The 21703-nt window shown below is 37.6% G+C and carries 22 protein-coding genes and 1 pseudogene; 20 read left to right on the forward strand and 3 right to left on the reverse strand.

Annotated elements, in window-relative coordinates:
- Nucleotides 1-353, forward strand: a 353-nt coding sequence (locus F4V44_RS19120) for a DapH/DapD/GlmU-related protein (protein WP_317978346.1), incomplete at its 5' end; no start/stop codon positions are given.
- 298 nt (nt 354-651) lie between these two features.
- Here F4V44_RS19120 and F4V44_RS19125 read toward each other — a convergent pair.
- Together F4V44_RS19125 and F4V44_RS19130 are read right to left on the reverse strand one after the other, a co-directional pair.
- Nucleotides 652-1170: a GNAT family N-acetyltransferase gene (locus F4V44_RS19125; protein ID WP_150441625.1), complete on the reverse strand. Its 519-nt coding sequence runs from the start codon at nt 1168-1170 to the stop codon at nt 652-654.
- Between the two features lie 16 nt (nt 1171-1186).
- On the reverse strand, nt 1187-1639 hold the full coding sequence (locus F4V44_RS19130; protein WP_150441626.1) for a MarR family winged helix-turn-helix transcriptional regulator: 453 nt from the start codon (nt 1637-1639) through the stop codon (nt 1187-1189).
- A 130-nt stretch (nt 1640-1769) separates the two neighbouring features.
- On the opposite strand from F4V44_RS19130, the gene F4V44_RS19135 reads away from it, so the two are divergent.
- The 4 genes from F4V44_RS19135 (at nt 1770) to F4V44_RS19150 (ending at nt 5108) form a co-directional block, all read left to right on the forward strand.
- The gene (locus tag F4V44_RS19135; RefSeq protein ID WP_150441627.1) at nt 1770-2213 is read left to right on the forward strand and encodes a GNAT family N-acetyltransferase; all 444 of its coding nucleotides are present in this window, start codon (nt 1770-1772) and stop codon (nt 2211-2213) included.
- Between the two features lies 1 nt (nt 2214).
- A complete protein-coding gene (locus F4V44_RS19140) occupies nt 2215-2853 on the forward strand; it encodes a YczE/YyaS/YitT family protein (RefSeq protein ID WP_150441628.1) in 639 nt (212 codons plus the stop codon).
- A 260-nt stretch (nt 2854-3113) separates the two neighbouring features.
- Nucleotides 3114-4448, forward strand: a complete 1335-nt coding sequence (locus F4V44_RS19145) for an NfeD family protein (RefSeq protein ID WP_223881969.1) — start codon at nt 3114-3116, stop codon at nt 4446-4448.
- A 213-nt stretch (nt 4449-4661) separates the two neighbouring features.
- Nucleotides 4662-5108, forward strand: a complete 447-nt coding sequence (locus tag F4V44_RS19150; RefSeq protein WP_150441629.1) for a CBO0543 family protein — start codon at nt 4662-4664, stop codon at nt 5106-5108.
- Nucleotides 5109-5193: 85 nt separating this feature from the next.
- Here the strand turns inward: F4V44_RS19150 and F4V44_RS27965 are convergent.
- Nucleotides 5194-5307, reverse strand: a pseudogene (locus tag F4V44_RS27965) (integrase); the annotation flags it as partial.
- Between the two features lie 168 nt (nt 5308-5475).
- Here F4V44_RS27965 and F4V44_RS19160 point away from each other — a divergent pair.
- From F4V44_RS19160 to F4V44_RS19230, 15 genes are all read left to right on the forward strand, one after another.
- Nucleotides 5476-6456, forward strand: coding sequence for an ABC transporter ATP-binding protein (locus F4V44_RS19160; protein ID WP_150441630.1), 981 nt, complete (start codon nt 5476-5478; stop codon nt 6454-6456).
- Nucleotides 6446-7219, forward strand: coding sequence for an ABC transporter permease (locus F4V44_RS19165; RefSeq protein WP_150441631.1), 774 nt, complete (start codon nt 6446-6448; stop codon nt 7217-7219). The genes F4V44_RS19160 and F4V44_RS19165 overlap by 11 nt, the downstream gene beginning before the upstream one ends.
- Nucleotide 7220: 1 nt before the next feature.
- A complete protein-coding gene (locus F4V44_RS19170) occupies nt 7221-8009 on the forward strand; it encodes an ABC transporter permease (protein ID WP_150441632.1) in 789 nt (262 codons plus the stop codon).
- 198 nt (nt 8010-8207) lie between these two features.
- The gene (locus F4V44_RS19175) at nt 8208-9179 is read left to right on the forward strand and encodes an NAD(P)-dependent alcohol dehydrogenase (protein WP_150441633.1); all 972 of its coding nucleotides are present in this window, start codon (nt 8208-8210) and stop codon (nt 9177-9179) included.
- Between the two features lie 391 nt (nt 9180-9570).
- Nucleotides 9571-11910, forward strand: coding sequence for an RNA polymerase recycling motor HelD (gene helD, locus F4V44_RS19180; protein ID WP_150441634.1), 2340 nt, complete (start codon nt 9571-9573; stop codon nt 11908-11910).
- A gap of 181 nt (nt 11911-12091) precedes the next feature.
- Entirely contained in the window at nt 12092-12229 is a 138-nt protein-coding gene (locus tag F4V44_RS27525) for a hypothetical protein (RefSeq protein WP_191090776.1), read from the forward strand.
- 95 nt (nt 12230-12324) lie between these two features.
- Complete coding sequence (locus F4V44_RS28435) at nt 12325-12561, forward strand: GyrI-like domain-containing protein (protein ID WP_150441711.1); 237 nt, start codon at nt 12325-12327, stop codon at nt 12559-12561.
- A gap of 643 nt (nt 12562-13204) precedes the next feature.
- Complete coding sequence (locus F4V44_RS19195) at nt 13205-13564, forward strand: hypothetical protein (RefSeq protein WP_150441635.1); 360 nt, start codon at nt 13205-13207, stop codon at nt 13562-13564.
- Nucleotides 13565-13803: 239 nt separating this feature from the next.
- Complete coding sequence (locus tag F4V44_RS19200) at nt 13804-14181, forward strand: GntR family transcriptional regulator (protein ID WP_150441636.1); 378 nt, start codon at nt 13804-13806, stop codon at nt 14179-14181.
- Nucleotides 14178-15080 carry an ATP-binding cassette domain-containing protein gene (locus F4V44_RS19205; RefSeq protein WP_150441637.1) on the forward strand — a complete coding sequence of 301 codons (903 nt, stop codon included), beginning with the start codon at nt 14178-14180 and terminating at the stop codon, nt 15078-15080. The genes F4V44_RS19200 and F4V44_RS19205 overlap by 4 nt, the downstream gene beginning before the upstream one ends.
- The gene (locus F4V44_RS19210; protein ID WP_150441638.1) at nt 15061-15810 is read left to right on the forward strand and encodes a hypothetical protein; all 750 of its coding nucleotides are present in this window, start codon (nt 15061-15063) and stop codon (nt 15808-15810) included. The genes F4V44_RS19205 and F4V44_RS19210 overlap by 20 nt, the downstream gene beginning before the upstream one ends.
- Nucleotides 15807-16502 carry a hypothetical protein gene (locus tag F4V44_RS19215; protein ID WP_150441639.1) on the forward strand — a complete coding sequence of 232 codons (696 nt, stop codon included), beginning with the start codon at nt 15807-15809 and terminating at the stop codon, nt 16500-16502. The genes F4V44_RS19210 and F4V44_RS19215 overlap by 4 nt, the downstream gene beginning before the upstream one ends.
- Nucleotides 16503-16786: 284 nt before the next feature.
- Nucleotides 16787-17503 carry an MOSC domain-containing protein gene (locus F4V44_RS19220; protein ID WP_150441640.1) on the forward strand — a complete coding sequence of 239 codons (717 nt, stop codon included), beginning with the start codon at nt 16787-16789 and terminating at the stop codon, nt 17501-17503.
- A 234-nt stretch (nt 17504-17737) separates the two neighbouring features.
- Complete coding sequence (locus tag F4V44_RS19225) at nt 17738-20239, forward strand: EAL domain-containing protein (protein ID WP_223881976.1); 2502 nt, start codon at nt 17738-17740, stop codon at nt 20237-20239.
- A 193-nt stretch (nt 20240-20432) separates the two neighbouring features.
- Nucleotides 20433-21698, forward strand: coding sequence for an MFS transporter (locus F4V44_RS19230; RefSeq protein ID WP_150441642.1), 1266 nt, complete (start codon nt 20433-20435; stop codon nt 21696-21698).
- Nucleotides 21699-21703: the final 5 nt, after the last annotated feature.

Raw genomic sequence — 21703 nt, forward strand, 5'->3', positions numbered from 1 at the left:
AAGAAACCCCCTCCTCAAACCGAATGGTTAGGTGGGGGAGGTTCATCACAGGTTGTTCATTTCAAGATCGAGGTGGAATTACGATCGGAGACGGTACAATGATTGGGATGAATGTTACAATAGCAACACTTAATCATGGGTTATCCATCAAAACAAGAAACACCACATATCCCTCTCCAGTTATAATCAGAGAAAATGTATGGATTGGGTCAAACGCAACCATATTACCTGGCGCGACGATTGGGGACAATTCTGTTGTTGCCGCAGGGGCAGTTGTCACTAAGGATGTCCCAGAGAATACGGTTGTTGCAGGAGTGCTAGCAAAAGTTGTAAAAGAAATTAGTAATAATTAAGAGTAATTTTAGTCTTTTTGGTTAAAAAAACAAGTAGTCGAGGAGAGACAAGCGATTTAACAATGGTACCATTTTTTCGGGTAACAAAGGGACGGGTCAGTCCTTCCTCTTTTAAAGAAATTACGTGGACTTCTGTTGAGAAACAAGAATCCGATTATCTACATATAGTAGGCTGTCGGATTCTTTTTACTTTCAATGGGCTTTTTCTCCGGTCCATAAATGAAGAATGAGCTCTAATAAAAAGAAACAGCAGATCAGTCTCCGTATATATCGTGCCATAGTTCAAAAAAAGTAAAAGTTATAGGAGAGTTTTGGTCATAATAAAATCTATTTGTTCTTCATCACCCATATAAAAAGAGTGGGCTCCGGTTTGGATAAATCCCATTTTCTCATAAAAAGCAATTGCGTTATCATTCTTTTCCCAAACACCTAGCCAGATTTTCTTTTTCTTACGTTCCATCGCAATTTCTATCGCTTTATTGAGCAGATATCTACCAAGCCCGTGTTTTTGGAAGGGGTTCTTTATATAAATCCTTTCAATTTCAAGTGATTCATTCCCAAATTCTTCGGACTGAGCATCATTGGTATTAAGCTTTAAGTAGCCAGCGATTTCATGATGAAAATAAACAAAATAGAATTCAGAAGAAATAGTGGATAATTCTTTTTCTAATTGTTTTAAGTTAAAGGCCCTTTCCAAATAGGCAGTCATATTTTCAAGTGAATTTTGCTCCTTAAATGTCTCATAAAATGTTTCATAACTCATAGCTTGAAGTGTGTGTAAATCTTCAAGGGTGCATTTTTTTATCTTCATAGTCATTTAAATATCTTGCTCCTTAATAATTTCTTTTGTTTCCCTTTTTGACCAATTCCCAGTCTTTTTCTATATTTTTTCTTACTCTTTGGAGAAGGTTGAAAATCGTTTCTACTTCGGTTTCAGAAAATCCCTCTAATGCAACCTGATTGGAATAATCATTTTCTCTTTTAATAAATGGATAAACCTTTTTTCCTTTTTCTGTTGCAAAGAGCTTTTTTATTTTTTTATTATGAGGATCATCTTTCTTTTCAATAAAACCATTCATTTCAAGCTTTTTTATCGCACGAGCGGCTGTTGTTCTATCGACTTTTATCATCTCAGCCAACTTTTCTTGAATGATACCTGGGTTTTCACATATTCGGACAAGGTACAAGTATTGTCCTTTTGTAAGGTCATATTCTTTAAATTCTATGTTACTAATAGAATCTAACGCCCTAGCAGTCATGCCAATTTCACGCAAAATTTCCTTCATCAGAGACTCCTTAACACGCATTTTTTTGTTGTATTTACTATAAAATTGATTTAAATTAAATGTAATCTAACTTTGTTGCATTTGCAACAAAAATAACGACAGACTATTTAAATTAAAAGGATTGATAACAATGAATGCAAAAAGAGTAACGACGGACGAAGATTTAAAGGCAGCATTTGCAATGAGGAAAGAAGTATTTGTGAAGGAACAAGGCGTACCACTAGAAGACGAATTTGATCAATTTGATACACTGGATGGAATTTGCGAACATATTTTAGTCCATTACAATGAACAACCAGTCGGAACGGGAAGGATAAGGTTTATCGATGGAGTAGGTAAATTGGAAAGAATCTGCATTCTCGAGCCTTACCGTAAATGTGGTCTTGGAAAAGTGATTATAAATGCGTTAGAAGAAATTGCGGAAGAACAGGGGGCTTCACAGGTTAAATTACATGGCCAGACACAGGCAGAAGGCTTTTATAAAAAGCTTGGTTATCGTACTGCATCAGATATCTTTATGGAGGATGGGATTCCGCATATTCTAATGCTAAAAGAATTGGTAAAGGTCGAGTAAAGTGAAATATGTTTTTTATGTGGTAGGTATTTTATTACTAACTCTTGGCGTTACTTTCACCATACAATCAGATCTTGGAACATCGCCTTTTGATGCACTTTTGGTTGGACTGTCTAGAAACGTAGGGCTTACTATAGGTGGCTGGGAAATCCTAATAGCTTTATTATTAATCGGTTGTAATTCAATATTAAAAAGACAAAGACCAGAAGTTTTGGGGTTATTAACAGCATTAATAACGGGTGTTGGGATTGATATGTGGCTTTTTTTATTGCAGAATGTGATAACGCCCGAGCTAGTTATAAGTAAAGTGGTTTGGTTTGGAATCGGCTTAGTGATTATAGGATTAGGAACAGCCATATATTTACACACCCATTTGGCACCGAATCCAATTGACCGTTTAACTTTAATTATACAAGAGTTAACTAGAACCAATATATTTTTATCGAGAACATCCATTTACGTCATATTTTTGACAATGGCTATGATTGTCGATGGACCCATTGGCGTGGGAACTTTATTAACCGTTTGTTTAGGTGGGGTTATACTGAATTACTTTATGCCCATAACCGGGAAAACATTAGACCGTATTCTCACACACTCTAGTACATCAACAAATGATAATCAAAAGCATTCAATATAGGATGCTTTTTATTTTGGTAGAACCGTCTCTATATATCTAAGTAGCTATCGACAAACAGGAGCTTTTCTTTAAGACGAAAAGCATTTATGCTTAATTTATGAAACCCTTTTTTAAAAGAAACGTAAATATGTAAGATGTTAATATCGTTTGGGGTAATGTGAATAAGAGAGATATAAAAGAACTATTTTTGATTGAGGAAATTTATCTTTGTTTTTTCCGTATGTAAATCCATTAAAAATAAAGAAGGGAGGGAAAGGGGAGTGAATCGAATTCGGGTGTTTTCCATTCTATCCTTGTTATTGGGTTTTTTACTTATGATGCTTCCTACAGACAGCTCTGCTAAAGGAGAAGTTGTTTATGTTGTACCGATTGAAGAAACAGTGGAAAAGGGATTGTACGCCTTTTTGAAAAGAGCTGTTGAAACGGCTGAACATGAAAATGCAGACGCCATTATATTTGAAATTCATACACCTGGTGGAGCAGTTGATGCGGCTGCGGATATTGGCAAGCTGTTAACTTCCACCGATATCAAGACCGTTGCTTTTATTAATACCCAAGCGCTATCCGCTGGGGCCTATATTTCCTTAAATATGGATGAAATCTATATGGTGAAAGGAGGGACGATGGGAGCGGCTGCCATTATTGATCAGCAAGGGAATACAGCTGGAAAGAAAGCCGAATCCTATTGGTTTGCCGAAATGAAAAATGCAGCCAAGCATGCTGACCGAGATCCCATTTATGCACTGGCGATGGCGGATGAAAGTGTCGATTTACCAGAGTACGGAGCCGAAAAGGGGAAATTATTAACACTAACCTCCGAGCAGGCTTTAGAAGTTAAATATGCTGAAGGAATTGTTAACAATTTTGATGAATTGCTCGTTCAACTTGGTTATTCCGAAGCAGAAATACGTCCACTTGAGGAAAGCTTTGCAGAAAAAATTGCCCGCTTTATCACGAATCCGTTTGTTTATTCAATTTTATTGACGATTGGCAGCCTGGGTCTTGTTATGGAGCTGTATTCACCTGGTTTCGGTGTTCCGGGATTTATGGGTTTGTCAGCACTGTTACTATTTTTTTATGGACATCTCGTCGCGGGGCTTACGGGATTTGAATCCCTTATTTTATTTATTATCGGGCTCGGCCTCATATTATTAGAGTTTTTTATCTCGGGAGGCATTGCGGGGATTCTCGGTTTTGTAGCCGTTATTTCTAGTTTGTTTTTGGCCTCTGACAATGTAATTCATATGGGAATATCTCTTCTCATTGCCATTACCGCTTCCATCGTACTATCGATTTTATTAATAAAGGTGTTTGGTAAAAGGATGCGACTGTTTCAAAAAATCATGTTAACCGATTCGACGAATACAGAAAGCGGTTATATCTCTAATAAAAGCCGTTTAGAATTAATCGGATTGGAAGGCTATACGCTAACAGTCATGCGCCCATCTGGAACCATACTCATTGAAGACGAACGGATCGATGCGGTAAGTGAAGGTGCTTTTATTGGTAAAGGAGCCAAAATAAGAGTGGTAAGGGCAGAAGGTGCGCGAATTATTGTAAGAGAAATATCGAATTTGGATAAAAAAGAAATATAGAAGGAAATAGACATTCCCGCCATTCTATGATTGGCGGGTTTATTTATAGATTTGTAGCATGCAGCAGAGGCTCTTTTTCAAATTAACAAACGTGGCAGGTTAGTAAAATAAGAGGTAGGTCTTAATAAGGGAATAAATTCGATTATTAACATAATCAAATAATTGTAAGTGCATAATAGAAAAAAAACACATCTTTAAAAATAGGAGATGTATATGTTTTATTTACTAATTTCAGTATTTGTTTTTAATTTAGTAGCGTTTTTAGTACCCAAATACATAAAGAAGCAAGAAATCTATGCTACTGCTTTATTTTCTTTAGCATTAGGACTTATCTCAGATATTACTCTTGACTTAAAGTATAATCTATATGGTTACTTTGAAAAAGGGCTCCAATTAAAAGGTTTCCTCCCAATAGTTGGGTTATTTCCTGCCTCTGGCATACTTTTTCTTAACTTTTATCCAAAAGAAAAATCTTTATTTAAAAAAATAATTTATATATTTTTTTGGGTTATGTTTAGCTTATTTTATGAATGGACAGCCATTAAAAGTGGCTTCTTTTATCACAACAAGTGGCTTTTTTTGTATTCAGCCTTAATATATCCTGTTCTTTTATGGATGCATTTACTTCACTTATCTTTGTTCAGACACATAGAAGAATAGTTTTTCTTATTGAAGTAACGGGGAAGGATTTTCGAAGAATGAATTGTCAAAATAAATTCTTGTGGTCTCGCTTTTTTCGTGACCTAAATTCAAATAATGCCTTTTCCATTGGAGTAAAACAGGATTCCCTCAGATGTTCAATTTCTCTCTCTGATAGAAACTTTAGAATCAGTTTTCCTTGTTTAGGTTCTTTTATTTTTTGTATATTTTTTACTTTTTTATTCGGAAAATAGATTACCACAAACTGCATACCTTGATTTCCAAATAGAGTTGATAACAGATGCCGGTAATCAAAGATTTATAATTGACTTCTTCTATATTTTTAATAAACTACTAAAGTAAATATCATTTCATAGCTGGAGGTAACATGTCCATTCAAATTCAAAATTTAAATAAATCATTCCGTGTCCATGTCCGGCGAGAAGGATGGATGGAGTCGCTGCGCAGTTTGTTCAAACGGGAATACCAAACGGTTCATGCAGTGAAGGATGTGTCCTTTACCATTGATACTGGGGAGATTGTTGGGTTTTTAGGGCCTAATGGAGCGGGAAAAACAACCACGATTAAGATGTTGGCAGGTCTCTTGCATCCCACTTCTGGAAATATTAATGTGAGCGGCTTTAAACCGCAGGAACAGAAGAATGAGTTCAAAAAAATCATGAGTCTCGTTATGGGGCAAAAAAGTCAATTGATTTGGGATATTCCGCCGATGGAAACCTTTCTCGTGAATAAAAGCGTGTATGAAATAGAAGAGAAAGTATTCCGGCAAACTTTAGATGAATTGGTTGAACTCTTAGAGCTGGAGCCATTACTGGGTAAGCCGGTCCGAAATCTTAGTCTCGGTCAACGGATGAAATGTGAGCTAGCCGCTTCGTTATTACATCGTCCATCTATACTTTTTTTAGATGAACCGACCATTGGATTGGATGTACATACGCAGGAAAAAGTACGCCAATTCATTGCGAAGTATAATCGGGAACATAAAACAACGATTCTCTTAACCTCTCATTATATGGGGGATGTGACGGCCCTTTGTGATCGGGTATTAATTATTAATCATGGGAAACTTCTTTATGATGGAGGATTACAGGTTTTAACAGAGAGATTAACACCCTATAAATTATTAGAAGTTCGTCTTTCTTCTATTGCTGATATTGCTTGGGAATCCTTTGGAGAAGTGGTTTCTTTTGAGGATGGAAAATTGACGCTTCGAGTGGCAAGGGATCGGGTGCCGATGGTCTCCTCTGAATTGTTGGCTAATTTTGACATCCATGACCTCAATATACAGGAACCGCCAATGGAGGAAGTCATTACGTTAGCCTTCCAGGAGGAGTCCCATGTTAGCTAAATATCGGGCGATTTTGCGAATGAAATATGTAGAGATGTTTTCATATCAGCTCTCTACAATGGTCTGGATGTTTGGCACGATGGTCCAGCCTTTAATTACGATGATGGTGTGGATGAATATTTATCCAGACCAAGGAGATGCGTTTATCTTGTATTTTATCTCCTTGATTATGGTCGAGAGACTGACAAGTGCATGGGACGTATGGGAAATGGATCGTCAAATTCGTGAAGGAACGTTCTCTTATCAAATCGTAAGGCCGTTTCATCCGGTTCATTGGGCGATTGCTGAAAATATTGTGTATAAAGTCTTGTTTCTAGTAATCCTTGTTCCATGCTGGATTGTCCTGTCCATCTTTCTACCTTCTTTACAGCTGCAGCTGTCGGCAGGGCAATGGGGACTATTTTTAGCCGCATTATTACTTGGAGCAATTATCCGATTTTCTGTTAGCTTTTTATTTGGGATTTTGGGTTTTTGGATGACAAAGGTGACCGCGCTCTATGCGATGTTTGAGACAGTTTCATTATTTATTTCAGGAAGGATTGCGCCGTTTTCACTCTTGCCGCCCGTTGTGAAGCAAATCAGCATTTTCCTGCCTTATCGCTATATGATTGGATTCCCATTAGAAATTCTAACAGGTGCCTATGATACTCATACTCTTATTGTGGGTTTTACAGGATCGTTCATTTGGGCTGTTATTCTGATCGGATCCATAGGCTGGTTATGGAAGGCCGGATTAAAGAAAAACCAGGCGGTGGGAGGATAACATGAGGCGATATTGGCGTATTTTTAAAGAATTTTTCCGTACTTGCCTGGTAGAGGAGCTTGAATATCGCAGCGAATTTATTGGAAATCTTTTGACAAGTCTTTTTGGCATTATTGTTTCGATTTTAATGGTACAAATCTTTTTCTATCAAACGGACCAATTGGGCGGCTGGGCCTATGCCGATGTTCTGATTCTTCTCGGAATTTACAACACATTGCAAGGTCTGATTGATTTCGCACTTCGGCCGAATATGCCGAGACTCCTTTTGCATATTCGAATGGGAACGCTTGATTATGTATTGACAAAACCGGTTGATAGTATGTTTTTCGTGAGCCTGCGGCATCTTAACTTCTGGCGTTTAATTGATGTTTTATTAGGGTTTGGATTAACCGTCTATGGTCTGGTAGAAAAGCATTTCTTTCCGTCTTTCCTTGATGTGGTCTTCTTTTTCATTACCATCCTTTCTGCTTTATTGATTATCTATTCGCTATGGATGCTGTTGATGACCACTGCTTTTTGGGTGATACGGATGGATGATTTGTCTTTTTTATTCAATTCCTTTTTTGAAACCACTCGATTTCCCATCACGATGTATAAAGGATGGATGCGCATGGCTTTAACATATCTATTGCCTGCCGCGTTTCTTACCTTTACTCCGGCAAGTTCTTTGATTGGGAGATGGGATGTTCAAACCACTATTACTTCGGGTTTTGTAGCAATGATTTTCTTTTGGCTGGCACGAAGATTTTGGAAGTTCGCGCTTGCGAATTACACTAGTGCCAGCAGTTGAGGGACACAAGATCTCTTTGTTCCTCAACAGAAGCTCACTGATTTAGAAACACTTCTTACAAATTTGTAAGGAGTGTTTTTGTTATTAGAATGTTCACTTTCAGGAAGGTGAAAAACGGTATTAGAACGGAGCCCATTGGTCTATTTATTCGTCCTATTCGTATGATAATAATATATATGACGAATGAGAGGTGGATCTATGAAAGCAATCGTATATAAAAAATACGGTCCTCCCGACGTATTGCAACTGAAAGAAATTGAAAAACCTTTTCCTAAAGAGAATGAAATATTGGTAAAAGTAAAAGCAACAACCGTAACAGCAGCAGATATTCGGTCAAGAAGTTTTACTGTCCCACTCGTTTTTTGGCTGCCTGCCCGAATAACACTTGGTATTAGACAACCAAAAAAAGTGATATTAGGAATGGAGTTAGCTGGAGAAATTGAATCAGTTGGAAAAAAGGTTACAAAGTTTAAGGAAGGTGACCAGGTTTTTGCAGCATCTCTGTCGGGTTTTGGTGCGTATGCCCAATACAAGTGTTTACCGGAAGACGGTCCTGTATCGATTAAACCCTCCAATATCAGTTATACAGAAGCTGCTGCCATCCCAATTGGAGCACGTACAGCATTATATTTTTTAAGAAAAGCTAATATTCAGAAGGGGCAAAAGGTTCTAGTGTATGGCGCGTCAGGAAGTGTAGGAAGTTATGCAGTTCAGCTTGCCAAGTATTTCGGAGCAAATGTTACTGGTGTATGCAGTACCAACAATTTAGAATTGGTAAAATCACTGGGAGCAGAAAAGGTAATTGATTATACTGCAGAAGATTTTTCTAGGACAAACGATACTTATGATGTGGTCTTTGAGGCGGTAAACAAGAGTCCCTTTACTGCTTGTATGAAAGTATTAAAGAAGGGCGGCACCTATATTAATATCACGGAACCTTTACCAAAAGTGCAAATGTTATGGACTCAATTGACAAGCAACAAGAAGTTAATATGGAGTCGAAATTCACCTGACACTCCTGAAGCACTAAACTTCCTTAAAGAACTTGTTGAGATGGGGAAGTTAACAGTGGTTATTGACAGATGCTATAGATTCGATGAAATTATTGAAGCTCATCGATATGTCGAGGAAGGACACAAGAGGGGAAATGTTGTCATACATGTGGATTAACAACAAATTGTAATTAGGATGCACTAAATGAACGTACCATAAGTGAATGATAGAATACTGTAAACTATCATAAAAATTAAATGTAAATTTCAACAATGCTAAGGATTGTCTCACTGAGCATTGTGTTTGGTAAACTTTCTTGTTTTTAAGATCATTTGCTCTTTATGAATAGATAAAAAGAGTAGTATTTACGTTGAAACACGTTAAATACTACTCTTTTTTATCTTAAAAGAATTCAAATACATTGAAAAAAATGAAATCTTGTGGTAAATTTATATAGATATACGTTATTTATCTAAAATTATGTATAATATTTCTATCTTAATTATACAACATAATCTTTTCATTAGTCAACCCCATATATTTATTTTTTTTTCAAGGAGTGATTGCCGTGAATTCAGAGTTTCAGCGGGAGAAAAATCGATTAGAAAGTGTAATGGAAATCATTCAGGAGCGAGTTAGCCTATTGGAGGAAGAAACGCTCCACCGTCGGAACGAAGTGGTTCATATCCGCAAACACTTTGGGGAGGAAATCAAAGTGAATATGGATTCCTTCGACGATTTTCTTGAAACAATCATCGGGTTGAGACAAGAGACTCAAGCACTGTCCGTAAGCCAAAGCACCCATAGACATGCATCTAAGAGATTATCAACGCTTCGCCGAATGCAGGAAGTTCCATATTTCGGACGAATTGATTTCATTGAAGAAGGAACTTCAACTCAGGAACATGTCTATATTGGAATCTCTACGTTGACAGATGAAACTGGAGACCATTTCCTTATCTACGACTGGAGGGCGCCGGTATCGAGTGTCTACTATGATTACCAGCCCGGCCCGGCTATGTATTCAACACCGGGAGGCACCGTCCAAGGAAAATTGGAGAAGAAGTGGCAGTACCTTATCCGAGGCGGTGTTCTTCAATCCATGTTCGATACGAGTCTCACCATTGGAGACGAGATTTTACAGCAAGTACTAGGCAAAGGTACTGACAAACATATGCACAATATCGTAGCAACCATTCAACAGGAGCAAAATCAGATTATCCGCCATGATTGCAGAAGACTGCTCATTGTTCACGGTGCAGCTGGCAGCGGCAAAACATCGGCTGCCTTGCAGCGGATTGCTTATTTACTTTACAAATATCGTGATAGACTGAAGGCTGATCAAATTATTCTATTTTCTCCTAATTCTATGTTTAACAATTACGTGTCCAATGTGCTCCCGGAACTTGGCGAAGAAAATATGCAGCAGGTTACATTTCAAGAATACTTGGACCACCGCTTAAGTAAAGAGTTTCAAGTAGAACATCCCTACGAGCAATTGGAATATGTATTAACTGAGGCAAATACCCCATCGTACAGGGCAAGGGTTGCAGGCATCCGTTTCAAAGCGTCCATCCGTTTTTTTGAGGCGATGGAATCCTACAGGAAGTCACTGGAGTTATCAGGAATGCTATTTAAGGACATAATCTTCCGAGGGATGCCGCTTATTACTTCGAAGCAAATAGCAGAGAGGTTTTATAACAGTGACACTTCACTTAGCTTCTATAACAGACTTGAAAAATTGAAGGATTGGCTGATAAAGGAATTAAATGAAGTCGAAAAGGTTGAACGGACAAAGCCCTGGGTGCAGGAGGCAATGGAGCTGCTTAGTAATGAGGAATACCATCAGGCACATACTTACTTAGCGAAAAAGCGAGGATTTAAAAGAGAAGAGATTGCCGATTATGAAATCGAGCCAGAGTTGCTTGCACGATTAATTGTTCATCGGAAATGGAAGCCATTACGAAAAAGAGTCCGAGATTTTGATTTCATTGACATGAAAAGGATATATAAGCAGCTTTTTACTAACCCGCATCAGATAAAACAGTGGATGGAGGGGGAAACACCCGCGGAGTGGGCGGAGATTTGCCAAGCGACGCTTGATTTTCTAGATGACGGCAAACTATCTTACGAAGATGCTACTCCATTTTTGCTTATGAAAGAGCTGATTCAAGGCTTTCAGACGAGCGGTTCAATCAAGCACATACTAGTGGACGAGGCGCAGGATTATTCTCCGTTTCAATTTGAATTTTTAAAGCGTTTATTTCCTTCTGCAAAAATGACTGTGCTTGGTGATTTTAATCAGGCAATATTTGCCCATGCCGGTGAAATGGATGATTTTCACACACTTATGAGCTTATATGGACCGGATAAAACGGAAATAATCAACATGACACGAAGCTATCGTTCAACAAAACCGATTATTGAATTTACACGAAGACTCGTATCAAACGGGGATCGGATTATTCCTTTCGAACGCGACGGTGAGCAACCTCTGCTGACGCAATTCCCTGATTATGAAGAACTGCACCGCTCTATCCTATCCAAAGTCACAGCTTTGCGTAGTCATTATAATAGCATTGCTATCATCTGCAAATCGGCTGAGGAGAGTCAGCTTGCATATGAAGCCTTATCCAACATCGATGATATTAAGCTCATAATGAAAGGAACTCTTGAATATGAACAAGGCGTTGTGGTTATCCCTTCGTATTTGTCTAAAGGCATCGAATTCGATGCTGTCATTATTTATAACGCATCGGAGCATGTATACAATGATGAGAGCCTTCGCAGAATGTTCTACACTGCCTGCACGAGAGCGATGCATGATTTACACCTTTACAGTGTAGGTGAACCGACGTCATTATTGCAACATGCCTTGCGGGAAGGATTTATCCAGACAGGACTTTAACTGAATTGTAAAGATATAAAATGATTAAATAATAGGGGCTTCACACCGCGTATAAGTCGGATAGATACATTCAGTTTAATAGACTACAACATGTACTTTTAAATAATTAAGCTATATTGCCAGTTCTTATTTTACTATACTAAAACATGAATAGACAGGTATTATGGAAGGAGTGAAAAGAATGAATTATCAGATTGTAGAGAAAAATACTTTTCAAATGGTTGGCACCAAAAGGGTGTGCCTATGTGAAGGGAACACGGCTATTCCTGAATTTTGGGCCGAGGTAAATCAAAATGGAATGGTCGAAACGTTGTCTTAATTCATAAATGGTGAACTAAAGGGTTTTTTACTAGGTGTTACTGATAATTACGATAAAGTAAATCATACGATTGATTATTGGATTGAGTAGATTATATCGGTGAAGTAGCAGATGGTTTACAGATCCTTGATTTCCCAAAATCCAAATGGGTTGTATTTGATGTTCATGGTTCTGCTCCTACCGCAATGCCTGAAGCTTGGAAACACATTTTTTCGAAGTGGGTTCCAACAAGTGGGTATGAACTGGCTGGCATACCAGCTATAGAAGCTTATATTGATCCTGACCCGTATCATATAGATGCATTAAATCAAATATGGCTTGCTATTATATAGTAGTACTTGTCTAGGTACGGCAAAAAATCATTTTACTTCACTAGATTTTCACCATAGAGATCCCAGAAAACCCTTCAGTTCGTAGGAATACGGACTAAGCAATAAGAGGATATTCTGTTCATCATTTGAGCAAATATCCTCTATATTATTTTATCCCGATAAATTCCGTACAATAAATATCGAGTGAGTCATAAATTTTGATGATGATTACTTGGAGGAAAAAGGATAATTTACACATATGATTGGTTTTGCAACGACAAAAGAAAATCCATTCGATGATTTAGAGCAAATTTCTATTGAAGAAAGTTTATGGCCATTTTCCCTAATCAAGGACCATTTCCTTCTATGCTTCAAGAAACTACTGCAAATATACCTGGAATTTCTTTTACCAAATACAATGGTACATCAGAAAATGTATATAGTGAAATTTGGCTGCCTATAAAGAAAAAAGCTAACTAAAGTAAGATAAAAATCCTGAACAGTTCAGGGTTTTTTCTTTTTAATTAAAGAAGAAAGGAGAGAACAGATTTCTCAGTAGCAGTCACTAAATTCAGAACATTTAAATTTATAAGAGCATATTTGTTGCAGACTTTCTATACTTAAATGTATATTTTTAGTAAAAATACATTGGGGTGACAAGGATTTGGATAATCAAAATCAAACATTAGATGAAATCGTAATGAAAATAAGAAAACATACTACATTACAGCTTCAGGAAATCTCAGTCGCTTCACTACTAGAGCCTTTTAAAGGTCAACAATTTTTTATTGAAGTTCTAACAGAGGATATTGAGCAGGAGAATAATCAATATAAATTAACAGGATATGTTAAATTACAGGGAATTACGAAGATTCATGCTTATTTTCCATTGATAGAAAAAGAACAGCTTTTAAAAATAGATGTACATGATAACGTGGTTATGACAGGATTCTTATCTAGAGCAGAAGATACACGAACCTATATTTTTGAAAACTGTATGGTCATCAACAGTAATAAGAAATAAAAAAAATTAACTGAACGCCGAAAGAGAGAAAAAGGGACAGGTAACTTGGATTATTTACGAATTAATCCAAGTTACCTGTCCCTTTATAAATTCAGTCGTACTTTCAACCAAAAAAAGCTTGCGGAAGATAGGACTCTGCAGGCCTTTTTATTTACTTTTCATTTAACACCTTGAAATATCTACCAGCATATAGTATAGTGCATTACAACAGTAATGTACTATGTCAGGAGGCGGTGACAATGCTTAATACAGATGGTACAAAGCCAATTTATGTGCAAATCGCCGACTGGCTGGAAACGGAAATTATGAACGGACATTTTCAGCCAGATGAAAAGGTGTACTCCCAATACCAATTAGCCGATATGTACACGATTAATCCAGCAACCGCCGCAAAGGGACTTAATCTGCTCGTAGATGAAAATATCCTTTATAAAAAAAGGGGGCTTGGCATGTTTGTTACCAAAAATGCGAAAGAACGAATCATCCAGAAGCGAAAAAGCCAAACATTAAAACGGCTGATAGAGGAAGTTGTCCTTGAGGCGAGACGTCTGCAAATTGATGAAACGGAATTAATGGACATGATTAAGACTGTACAATCTGAGGGGGGAGAGTCATGAAGGTCATTGAATGTACAGATTTGACCAAATTCTATTTTAGAAAAAGAGTATTAAATCAGCTCACTTTTTCCATTGAAGAAAACAAAATTACCGGTTTAATTGGCAGAAATGGGGCTGGGAAAACAACCTTGTTAAAAATTATTGCCGGTTATATAAAACAAACATCAGGAGAAATGAGAGTTTTTTCACAGAAACCATTTAATAGTTTACTAGTATCTGCTCATTCCATTTTTGTAGATGATCAGATGAGCTTTCCTTCACCATTACAGCTTCATGAAATCCTCGATGCTGCTGGAAATTTTTATCCAAATTGGAATATGCCTCTTGCTAAACGGCTGTTTGATTACTTTTCCTTTGATTCAAAGCATTATCATAACCGACTTTCGAAGGGGAAAACGAGTACATTTAATAGCATCATTGGCTTGGCATCCCGTTCACCATTGACGATTTTTGACGAACCCACAACAGGTATGGATGCGGCAGTTCGAAAGGATTTTTATCGTGCCTTACTCAAAGACTATTTGGCACATCCGCGTACAATCATCATTTCAAGTCATCATTTAGAAGAAATAGAAGATCTCTTGGAGGATGTTCTGCTGCTTAAGGATGGAAAAAACCATCTGCATGTATCAATGGAAGAGTTGAAAGAATGGGCAGTAGGGTTTAAAGGGGCAGAGGAAGCCGTTACGAAATGGACGAAGGATATTGAAGTTTACTATAAACATCAGATTGGAACGAACACGATGTATGTAGTGGTAAAAAATGATTTTTCCGAACAGGAGCTGCAGCAGGCAAAAGCGGAAAACATAGAAATCACATCTATTCGCCCAAGTGATTTATGTGTCTATTTAACTAGTGAAACAAATGGAGGGATTGATAATGTCTTTGTTGACCGTTAATACGGTAGAAATTGTAAAGAAGCAGTTCCTTTTTAAGTTAAAGGCTAATATTGACGCTTTCAGTTCACTTGTTTGGATTCAGCTGTTAGCCATGCTTTTTTCATTAGGAGGTGTTGCGACACAAGGCTTCCATAGCGATGGTCTTTCCATCTCAATCAAATATTTTTCTTCTGATATGGTAATCGTCTTTACGATGATTTGGGGACTTGTGACAGCCATTACGATTACAACGAAGCCGTACAGGTATTTTGATTTTAGCTTCGTGACAAATCGAGCAACGAGCAGTCTCGCTAATATCATCTATTTATTTGCCGCAAGTGTCATCGGTGGGGTAACGGCGATGCTGGCAAAAGGTCTTCTAATCATTATCGGTTATTTCTTTCTGGACTTTCAGCTTTTGGATTTTTACAGTCAGCCCGTTCATGTTCGTGATTTTATGATAGGTATCGTTGCTGCCGTATTGTACATTTTCTTTATCAGCTCGATTGGCTATTTCATTGGAACACTTGTCCAAGTAAGCAAACTCTTCATTGTAGGAATACCGGTTCTATTTATTGGTTCTATGTTTCTAGACGGTATGATGCAGCGAGAACCGATTGCAATGAAAACTCTCCAATTTTACTTTGTAGAGACTTCCTTATTCCTTTTTACTATAAAGATATTGATTTCAACTGCTTTGTTTTTCGCCGCTTCGATTAGTATTCTTAATCGAATGGAGGTAAGGAAATGATGTTATCTATTCTCCCAGTAGCGATTGTTGTTTTCATAGTTGTTATCATCATTGCTATCATCATGAAGGGAAAGAAATTTGTTACGATAAAATTTACCTATTGGCTTCTTCTCATTTATATTGGTGTTCTAATCATCTCATTGGTTGCTGCCTCCTTTGTCATGGGTGATTCTACAAAGGTACGAGAAATCGTGCTTGAAAAAGACATCAGAGAAAATAGGTTGGAGCTTGAGAAGCAATTAAGCTCTGGCAGTTTTGAGCAAATTGATGCTAATTATTTGCTCAAACAAAGCAGCTTTGAGTATCACCAGCCTAGTATGAAAATGATGATAAATGGTCATTTTGCACCAAGAATTTTCATTGAAAAAAAAGAACAAGATGATGGAGTGATTGATGCATATGCTTTCTCAAGCGGCCTATATATTGATGGTGTAAATTTTACAGAAAGAATAACACTGCCAACCTTTTCTTTAAATAACAATCAATTTGAAATTTCTCTTCCTGACAATCATGAGGGGATAAACATCTCCATGATAAAAAACGAATTTACAATTACGCAGTTTATAGGAGGAGCTGCATCATTTTTTAATCCAATTGAACATAACGAATCGATTATATATTTAAGGTTACCGAAAAGTCTTACCATCCAAACTGAACAGAATAGCTATTTTTTGGAATATGTTAATGAATGATTTACTAATAAGAAAAACTTTTAGAATATACACAAAGTTATATTTTGAAAGTTTTATGGTTATCAATTTAAATAAGAAATGAACAAGTTAATTGAACGCCTGAAATCGAGAAAAAGGGACAGGTATTTTGGACTGCATGAGCTAATCCAAGATACCTGTCCTTTTTTATATTTAAGCTTTGTTTATAAACGTTGTTGATTTCTGACTCATTAACATGGTTCGCTAACTTTTTTGTAAAATAAGAGTTGAAGAATAGGGATTATTACAGATAAGGAGGATATAAGATGCAAAAACCATATATAGAAAAACTGTTTGCTGGAAAAGTGAAGAAACTAGGATCACTGCATGCAGCTACTCTTATGGAACGAGAATGGGAAACCGGGATGTTTAAAGAAAGAATGATTGGAGAAATATGGCTTGAAAAAACAGGATTAATTGGTGATGAAGTAGCTGATACGAAAAACCATGGGGGAGTGGAGAAAGCTCTTTTTGCTTATCCAATCAAACATTATGATGACTGGCGGAAGGAACCAAAGTTAGAAACCATTGAGGTTGGTGCTATGGGAGAAAACCTGGCAGTTAGTCAAATGGAGGAAAGCTCTGTCTGTGTTGGTGACACTTACCAATTTGGTGATGCCGTTATCCAAGTATCTCAGCCACGTCAACCTTGTTGGAAGCCTGCACGACGTTTTCGTTTGATTGATTTTGCCATACAGATCCAACAATCAGGAAGAACAGGTTGGTATTTTCGTGTGTTAAAGGAAGCTTTTGTCCATGATAAACAGGAGCTGGTATTACTAGATCGGCCATATCCACAATGGACAATTTCCAAATGTAATGAGGTCATGCATATGAAAAAAGATGACATAAGACTTGCTAAGAAGTTAGCCTCCTGCGAGCTATTAGCCCTAAACTGGAAGCAAACCTTACAGAAGCGGGCAACTGGAGAGATATCTCCCGTTGATAAACGCGTATTTGGTCCAAATAAAGTTTCATTTTAACAATCGCTTCCGACAAAGAGATTTTGCAGGCAATGAATGCTGCAGATCTTTCTATTTTCATGCTTATGTATTATTAGTCATATTTTTTTCACAAATATAGCAATATAAAGATAAAAAAGGAAAAAAACCCGAATTTTTCGTGTCATTGTTCATGTATCTATTGTACTATTTAATTAAAGGTAGTAATTTAAAAAGTATGAGCAATTAGACAATCAAGGGGAGAGTCTTTTGAGAATGTCCATACGCACAAAATTAATTATCATGTCTCTAATTTTTCTTGCTATACCGAGCCTGCTAATTGGAATCATTGGCTATAAATCTTCCTTACGCAGTTTAAATAATCTTGGAGCGGATGGTCTGCAAACTGATGTGCGATTAACGATTGAAATGATTGGTGCATTGGATAAGCAAGTAAAAGCTGGAAATGTTTCGTTGGAGGAAGCACAAGAAGAAGTCAAGGTGGCGATATTAGGGGAAAAAGATTCAAACGGGAAACGCCCTATTAATCCACGCCTGAACTTAGGTGAACACGGTTTTATATTTATTACAAATTCTGCTGGTGATGAACTTGCACATCCTAACTTTGAAGGGCAGAATGTGTGGAATATACAGACAACAGATGGTGTTTATTCTACACAAGAAATTGTGAAAGCTGCCAACAATGGTGGAGGGTTTGTCACCTATGAATGGCCATTGCCTAGTAATCCCGACGTGCATGTGCCTAAAATAACTTATGCAGAAAAGGATCCCTATTGGAATTGGATTGTATGTGCCGGGACCTATTTACCCGATTTTAATGCAGGAGCGAATCGTCTGCTTTACCTTTTGTTAATTACACTAGGGATTTCTCTTTTTGCTGGTGTGATTGTCATTTTATGGTTTTCAAAGAAATTAACGAAACCCATCCTGCAAGTAGCGGATCAGGCAAAGTTGATTGCCTGTGGTGACTACTCACACGAAGCGATTGAAACCACAAGCAAGGATGAAATCGGTGAACTCGTGATGAACTTTAATATCATGAAAGAGAACCAAAAAAAGGCAGAAAATCAGATTCGGCAAAGTGAAGCATTTCTTCAGTCGGTAACCTCTTATATGGGAGAAGGAATGGTTGTCACGGATACAGAAGGCAAATTGACATTTATGAATCCTGAAGCAGAACAATTACTTGGATGGCTTGAGGAGGAGTGTCTAAATCAAAATCTTCATGACCTCGTTCATCGCAGGGAGAATGGGAGTTCTTTTCCGTATGCAGAATGTCTAAACACTAAAAGCCTGGAAAAGGGAGAGGTAACTAGAACAACGGAAGATTGGTTCATGAGAAAGAACGGCAGTCTATTTCCTGTTTCTTATGTGTCAAGCCCTATATTTGAAAACGATGTCGTGACAGGTTTAATTATTGTCTTTCGCGATATTTCCAAACAGAAAGAGGATCAAGAAAGAATGGAATATATGGCATTCCATGATGATCTAACAAAGTTACCTAATTTGCGCTACTTAACAGATAAACTGGAACAAGATATGAATAAACATAAGTCATTGGCTCTGCTCATCATTGATATCAATCGCTTTAAACACATTAATGAAGCACTTGGTCATACTTTTGGTGATTTAATTCTGCAATTAGTTGCCAGCAGATTAAGAGAACTGTTCCCGTCAAATGTATTTGTTGGACGATTAACAGGAGATGAATTTGCCATCGTCTACCCCTATTTAAATCAAGAAGACTTAGCTGCGGTTTGTAAACAGATTCACGATCAAATCTGCGAGCCTATGCAAGTCAAACATCTTCTCTTAAATGTGTCGGTAACGATTGGTGTCTCATTGTATCCTGATGACGGAGATGAGGTAGATGTGCTATTGAAGCACGCGAACATGGCACTTATAGAAGCCACGCAACAGCATGATTCTTTTCTAATGTATAAGCCTTCAATGGAGGGGATTGCATTTGATCGTCTCGTTTTGGAGAACGATTTGTATTATGCTTTGCAAAAAAATGAGCTTTATCTAGTCTATCAGCCGCAGGTTAATATTGTAACTGGCCAAATTCAAGGATTGGAAGCACTAGTACGTTGGAATCATCCAAAATATGGTTCTATTTCACCGGCGCAATTTATTCCAATGGCCGAGAATACTGGGCTTATTATCCCTATCGGTGAATGGGTGCTTCGTACTGCTTGCAGTCAATTAAAAGAGTGGCATCATAACGGTCTTCCATCCCTAAGCATGGCTGTAAATCTGTCCTCCCGTCAATTTTATTCGCAGGACTTAATCGATACGGTGAAAGCTATTCTGCTTGAGACGGGTTTACCTCCTGGGGATTTGGAACTTGAAATCACAGAAAGTATGATGATGAATATAGAATATGCATCAGAAACCATGCAAGGCCTCAAACAATTAGGTTGCAAAATTGCTATTGATGATTTTGGAACGGGATATTCTTCTCTAAATTATTTAAAACACCTGCCGATAGACCGTTTGAAAATTGATCAATCTTTTATCAGGGATCTCACAGAAAATGAGCAGGATGATACCATTGTATCCACCATCATTTCGATGGCACAGCATTTAAAGCTAGATGTCATTGCAGAAGGAGTAGAAACACAGGAGCAGAAGAATGCTTTGCGTAAGAAGCAGTGTTTTAACGTTCAGGGGTATCTCTATAGTCCACCGTTATCACCAGAGAATTTCTCTCAACAATGGGAGCAACTGCAGCAAAAAGCAAAAAAATTTGCTTAGCATGACATGGAAATATTAATAAATGAGCCTAAATATACAAGGATTCCCAAAAAACTGTATATTTAGGCTCATTTATTTTATTCTTAGGTTTAATTAGTTAACATATTAGCACTTAAAATACTTTTCAAAATGGGTTTCTCCCGTGACAAAATCCCATATACATAAGAGTAAAAGCTAACAGGGGTAGAGATAATTGGACAAACAAAATAGCCGATTTCGATGGGTTGTATTCTCTTCTGTCTTATTTACTTATTTATTGATGTCGAGCCAGCGGACTGCTCCGGGATTGATTACCGATCAAATAATGAGTGATTTTCATGTAACAGCAGCAACCATTGGGCTTTTGACAAGTATGCAATTTTTTGTTTATACCGGGTTGCAAATTCCAATGGGGCTGTTGGCCGATCGTTTTGGGCCTAATTTCTTCCTCATTATTGGAGCCATCCTTACCGGCTTTGGTACAATGATATACAGTTTGAGTACGCATGAATCTGTCTTGTTTTTTGCGAGGATTCTGACAGGAATAGGGGATGCAACGATTTGGGTTAATATGGTGTTAATGTTAAGTTTATGGTTTTCGGCAAAGGAATTTACACAATTAATCGGAGTGGTGGCCATGACAGGAAGCCTTGGTTTTCTCGTGGCAACTGTCCCATTCGCTGCATGGATTGACTTTCTTGGCTGGCGGACAGTATTTTTATCGACGGGAATCTTATTATGCCTATGTGGCATTCTTTTATATTTTGTCCTTGTAAAAATACCAAAACAATCCATTTTGGAACAAACTGAAACAGAGCGTGAAAAAACAGGGGTCTTACTGCGAAGAATCTTTTCGAACCGGCAGGCATGGGCTTTATTTTTTTGTCATTTTGGTATTGTTGGAACATATATAGGATTTATTGGATCATGGGCAGTGCCTTATGGGATGAATATATATGGATTGTCACGTTTAGAGGCGAGTCAACTCCTTTTAATTGGATTGATTGGGGCCCTCATTGGTGCACCCTTAGCCAGTTGGATTTCAAGCCGCTTAGAGATGATTAAACGCCCTTATGTTATTGTCCATATCATTCTTTTGTTATGTTGGTCTAGCTTTCTATTATTGAATGGGAAACCGCCACTGTTCTTACTCACAATCCTTTTCTTTGTGATGGGGCTTGCATATGGGGCAAATGCCTTAACATTTGCCTCTGTTCGTCAATCTTTTCCAATTATCGAATCTGGTATTGCTTCAGGGTTTGCAAATACGGGTGGATTCTTAAGTGCTGTTTTACTGCCAAGCATTTTTGGAAAGGTATTGGATTATTTTCAGTTTGCATCAGGAAGTGTAAGTGCTGGATATTACTACGGTTTTATCATTCCCGTGATTTTCTCCATGATTGGTTTAGTGGGCGTGATTTCCATTAAGGAAAAGCGTCAGTTACGGAAGGTCAAACCCCTTCCCACTCATCTTAAATAAAGCAT

Origin of the sequence: Niallia endozanthoxylica (assembly GCF_008710145.1) — a bacterium.
GTDB lineage: Bacteria > Bacillota > Bacilli > Bacillales > Cytobacillaceae > Bacillus_BD > Bacillus_BD endozanthoxylica.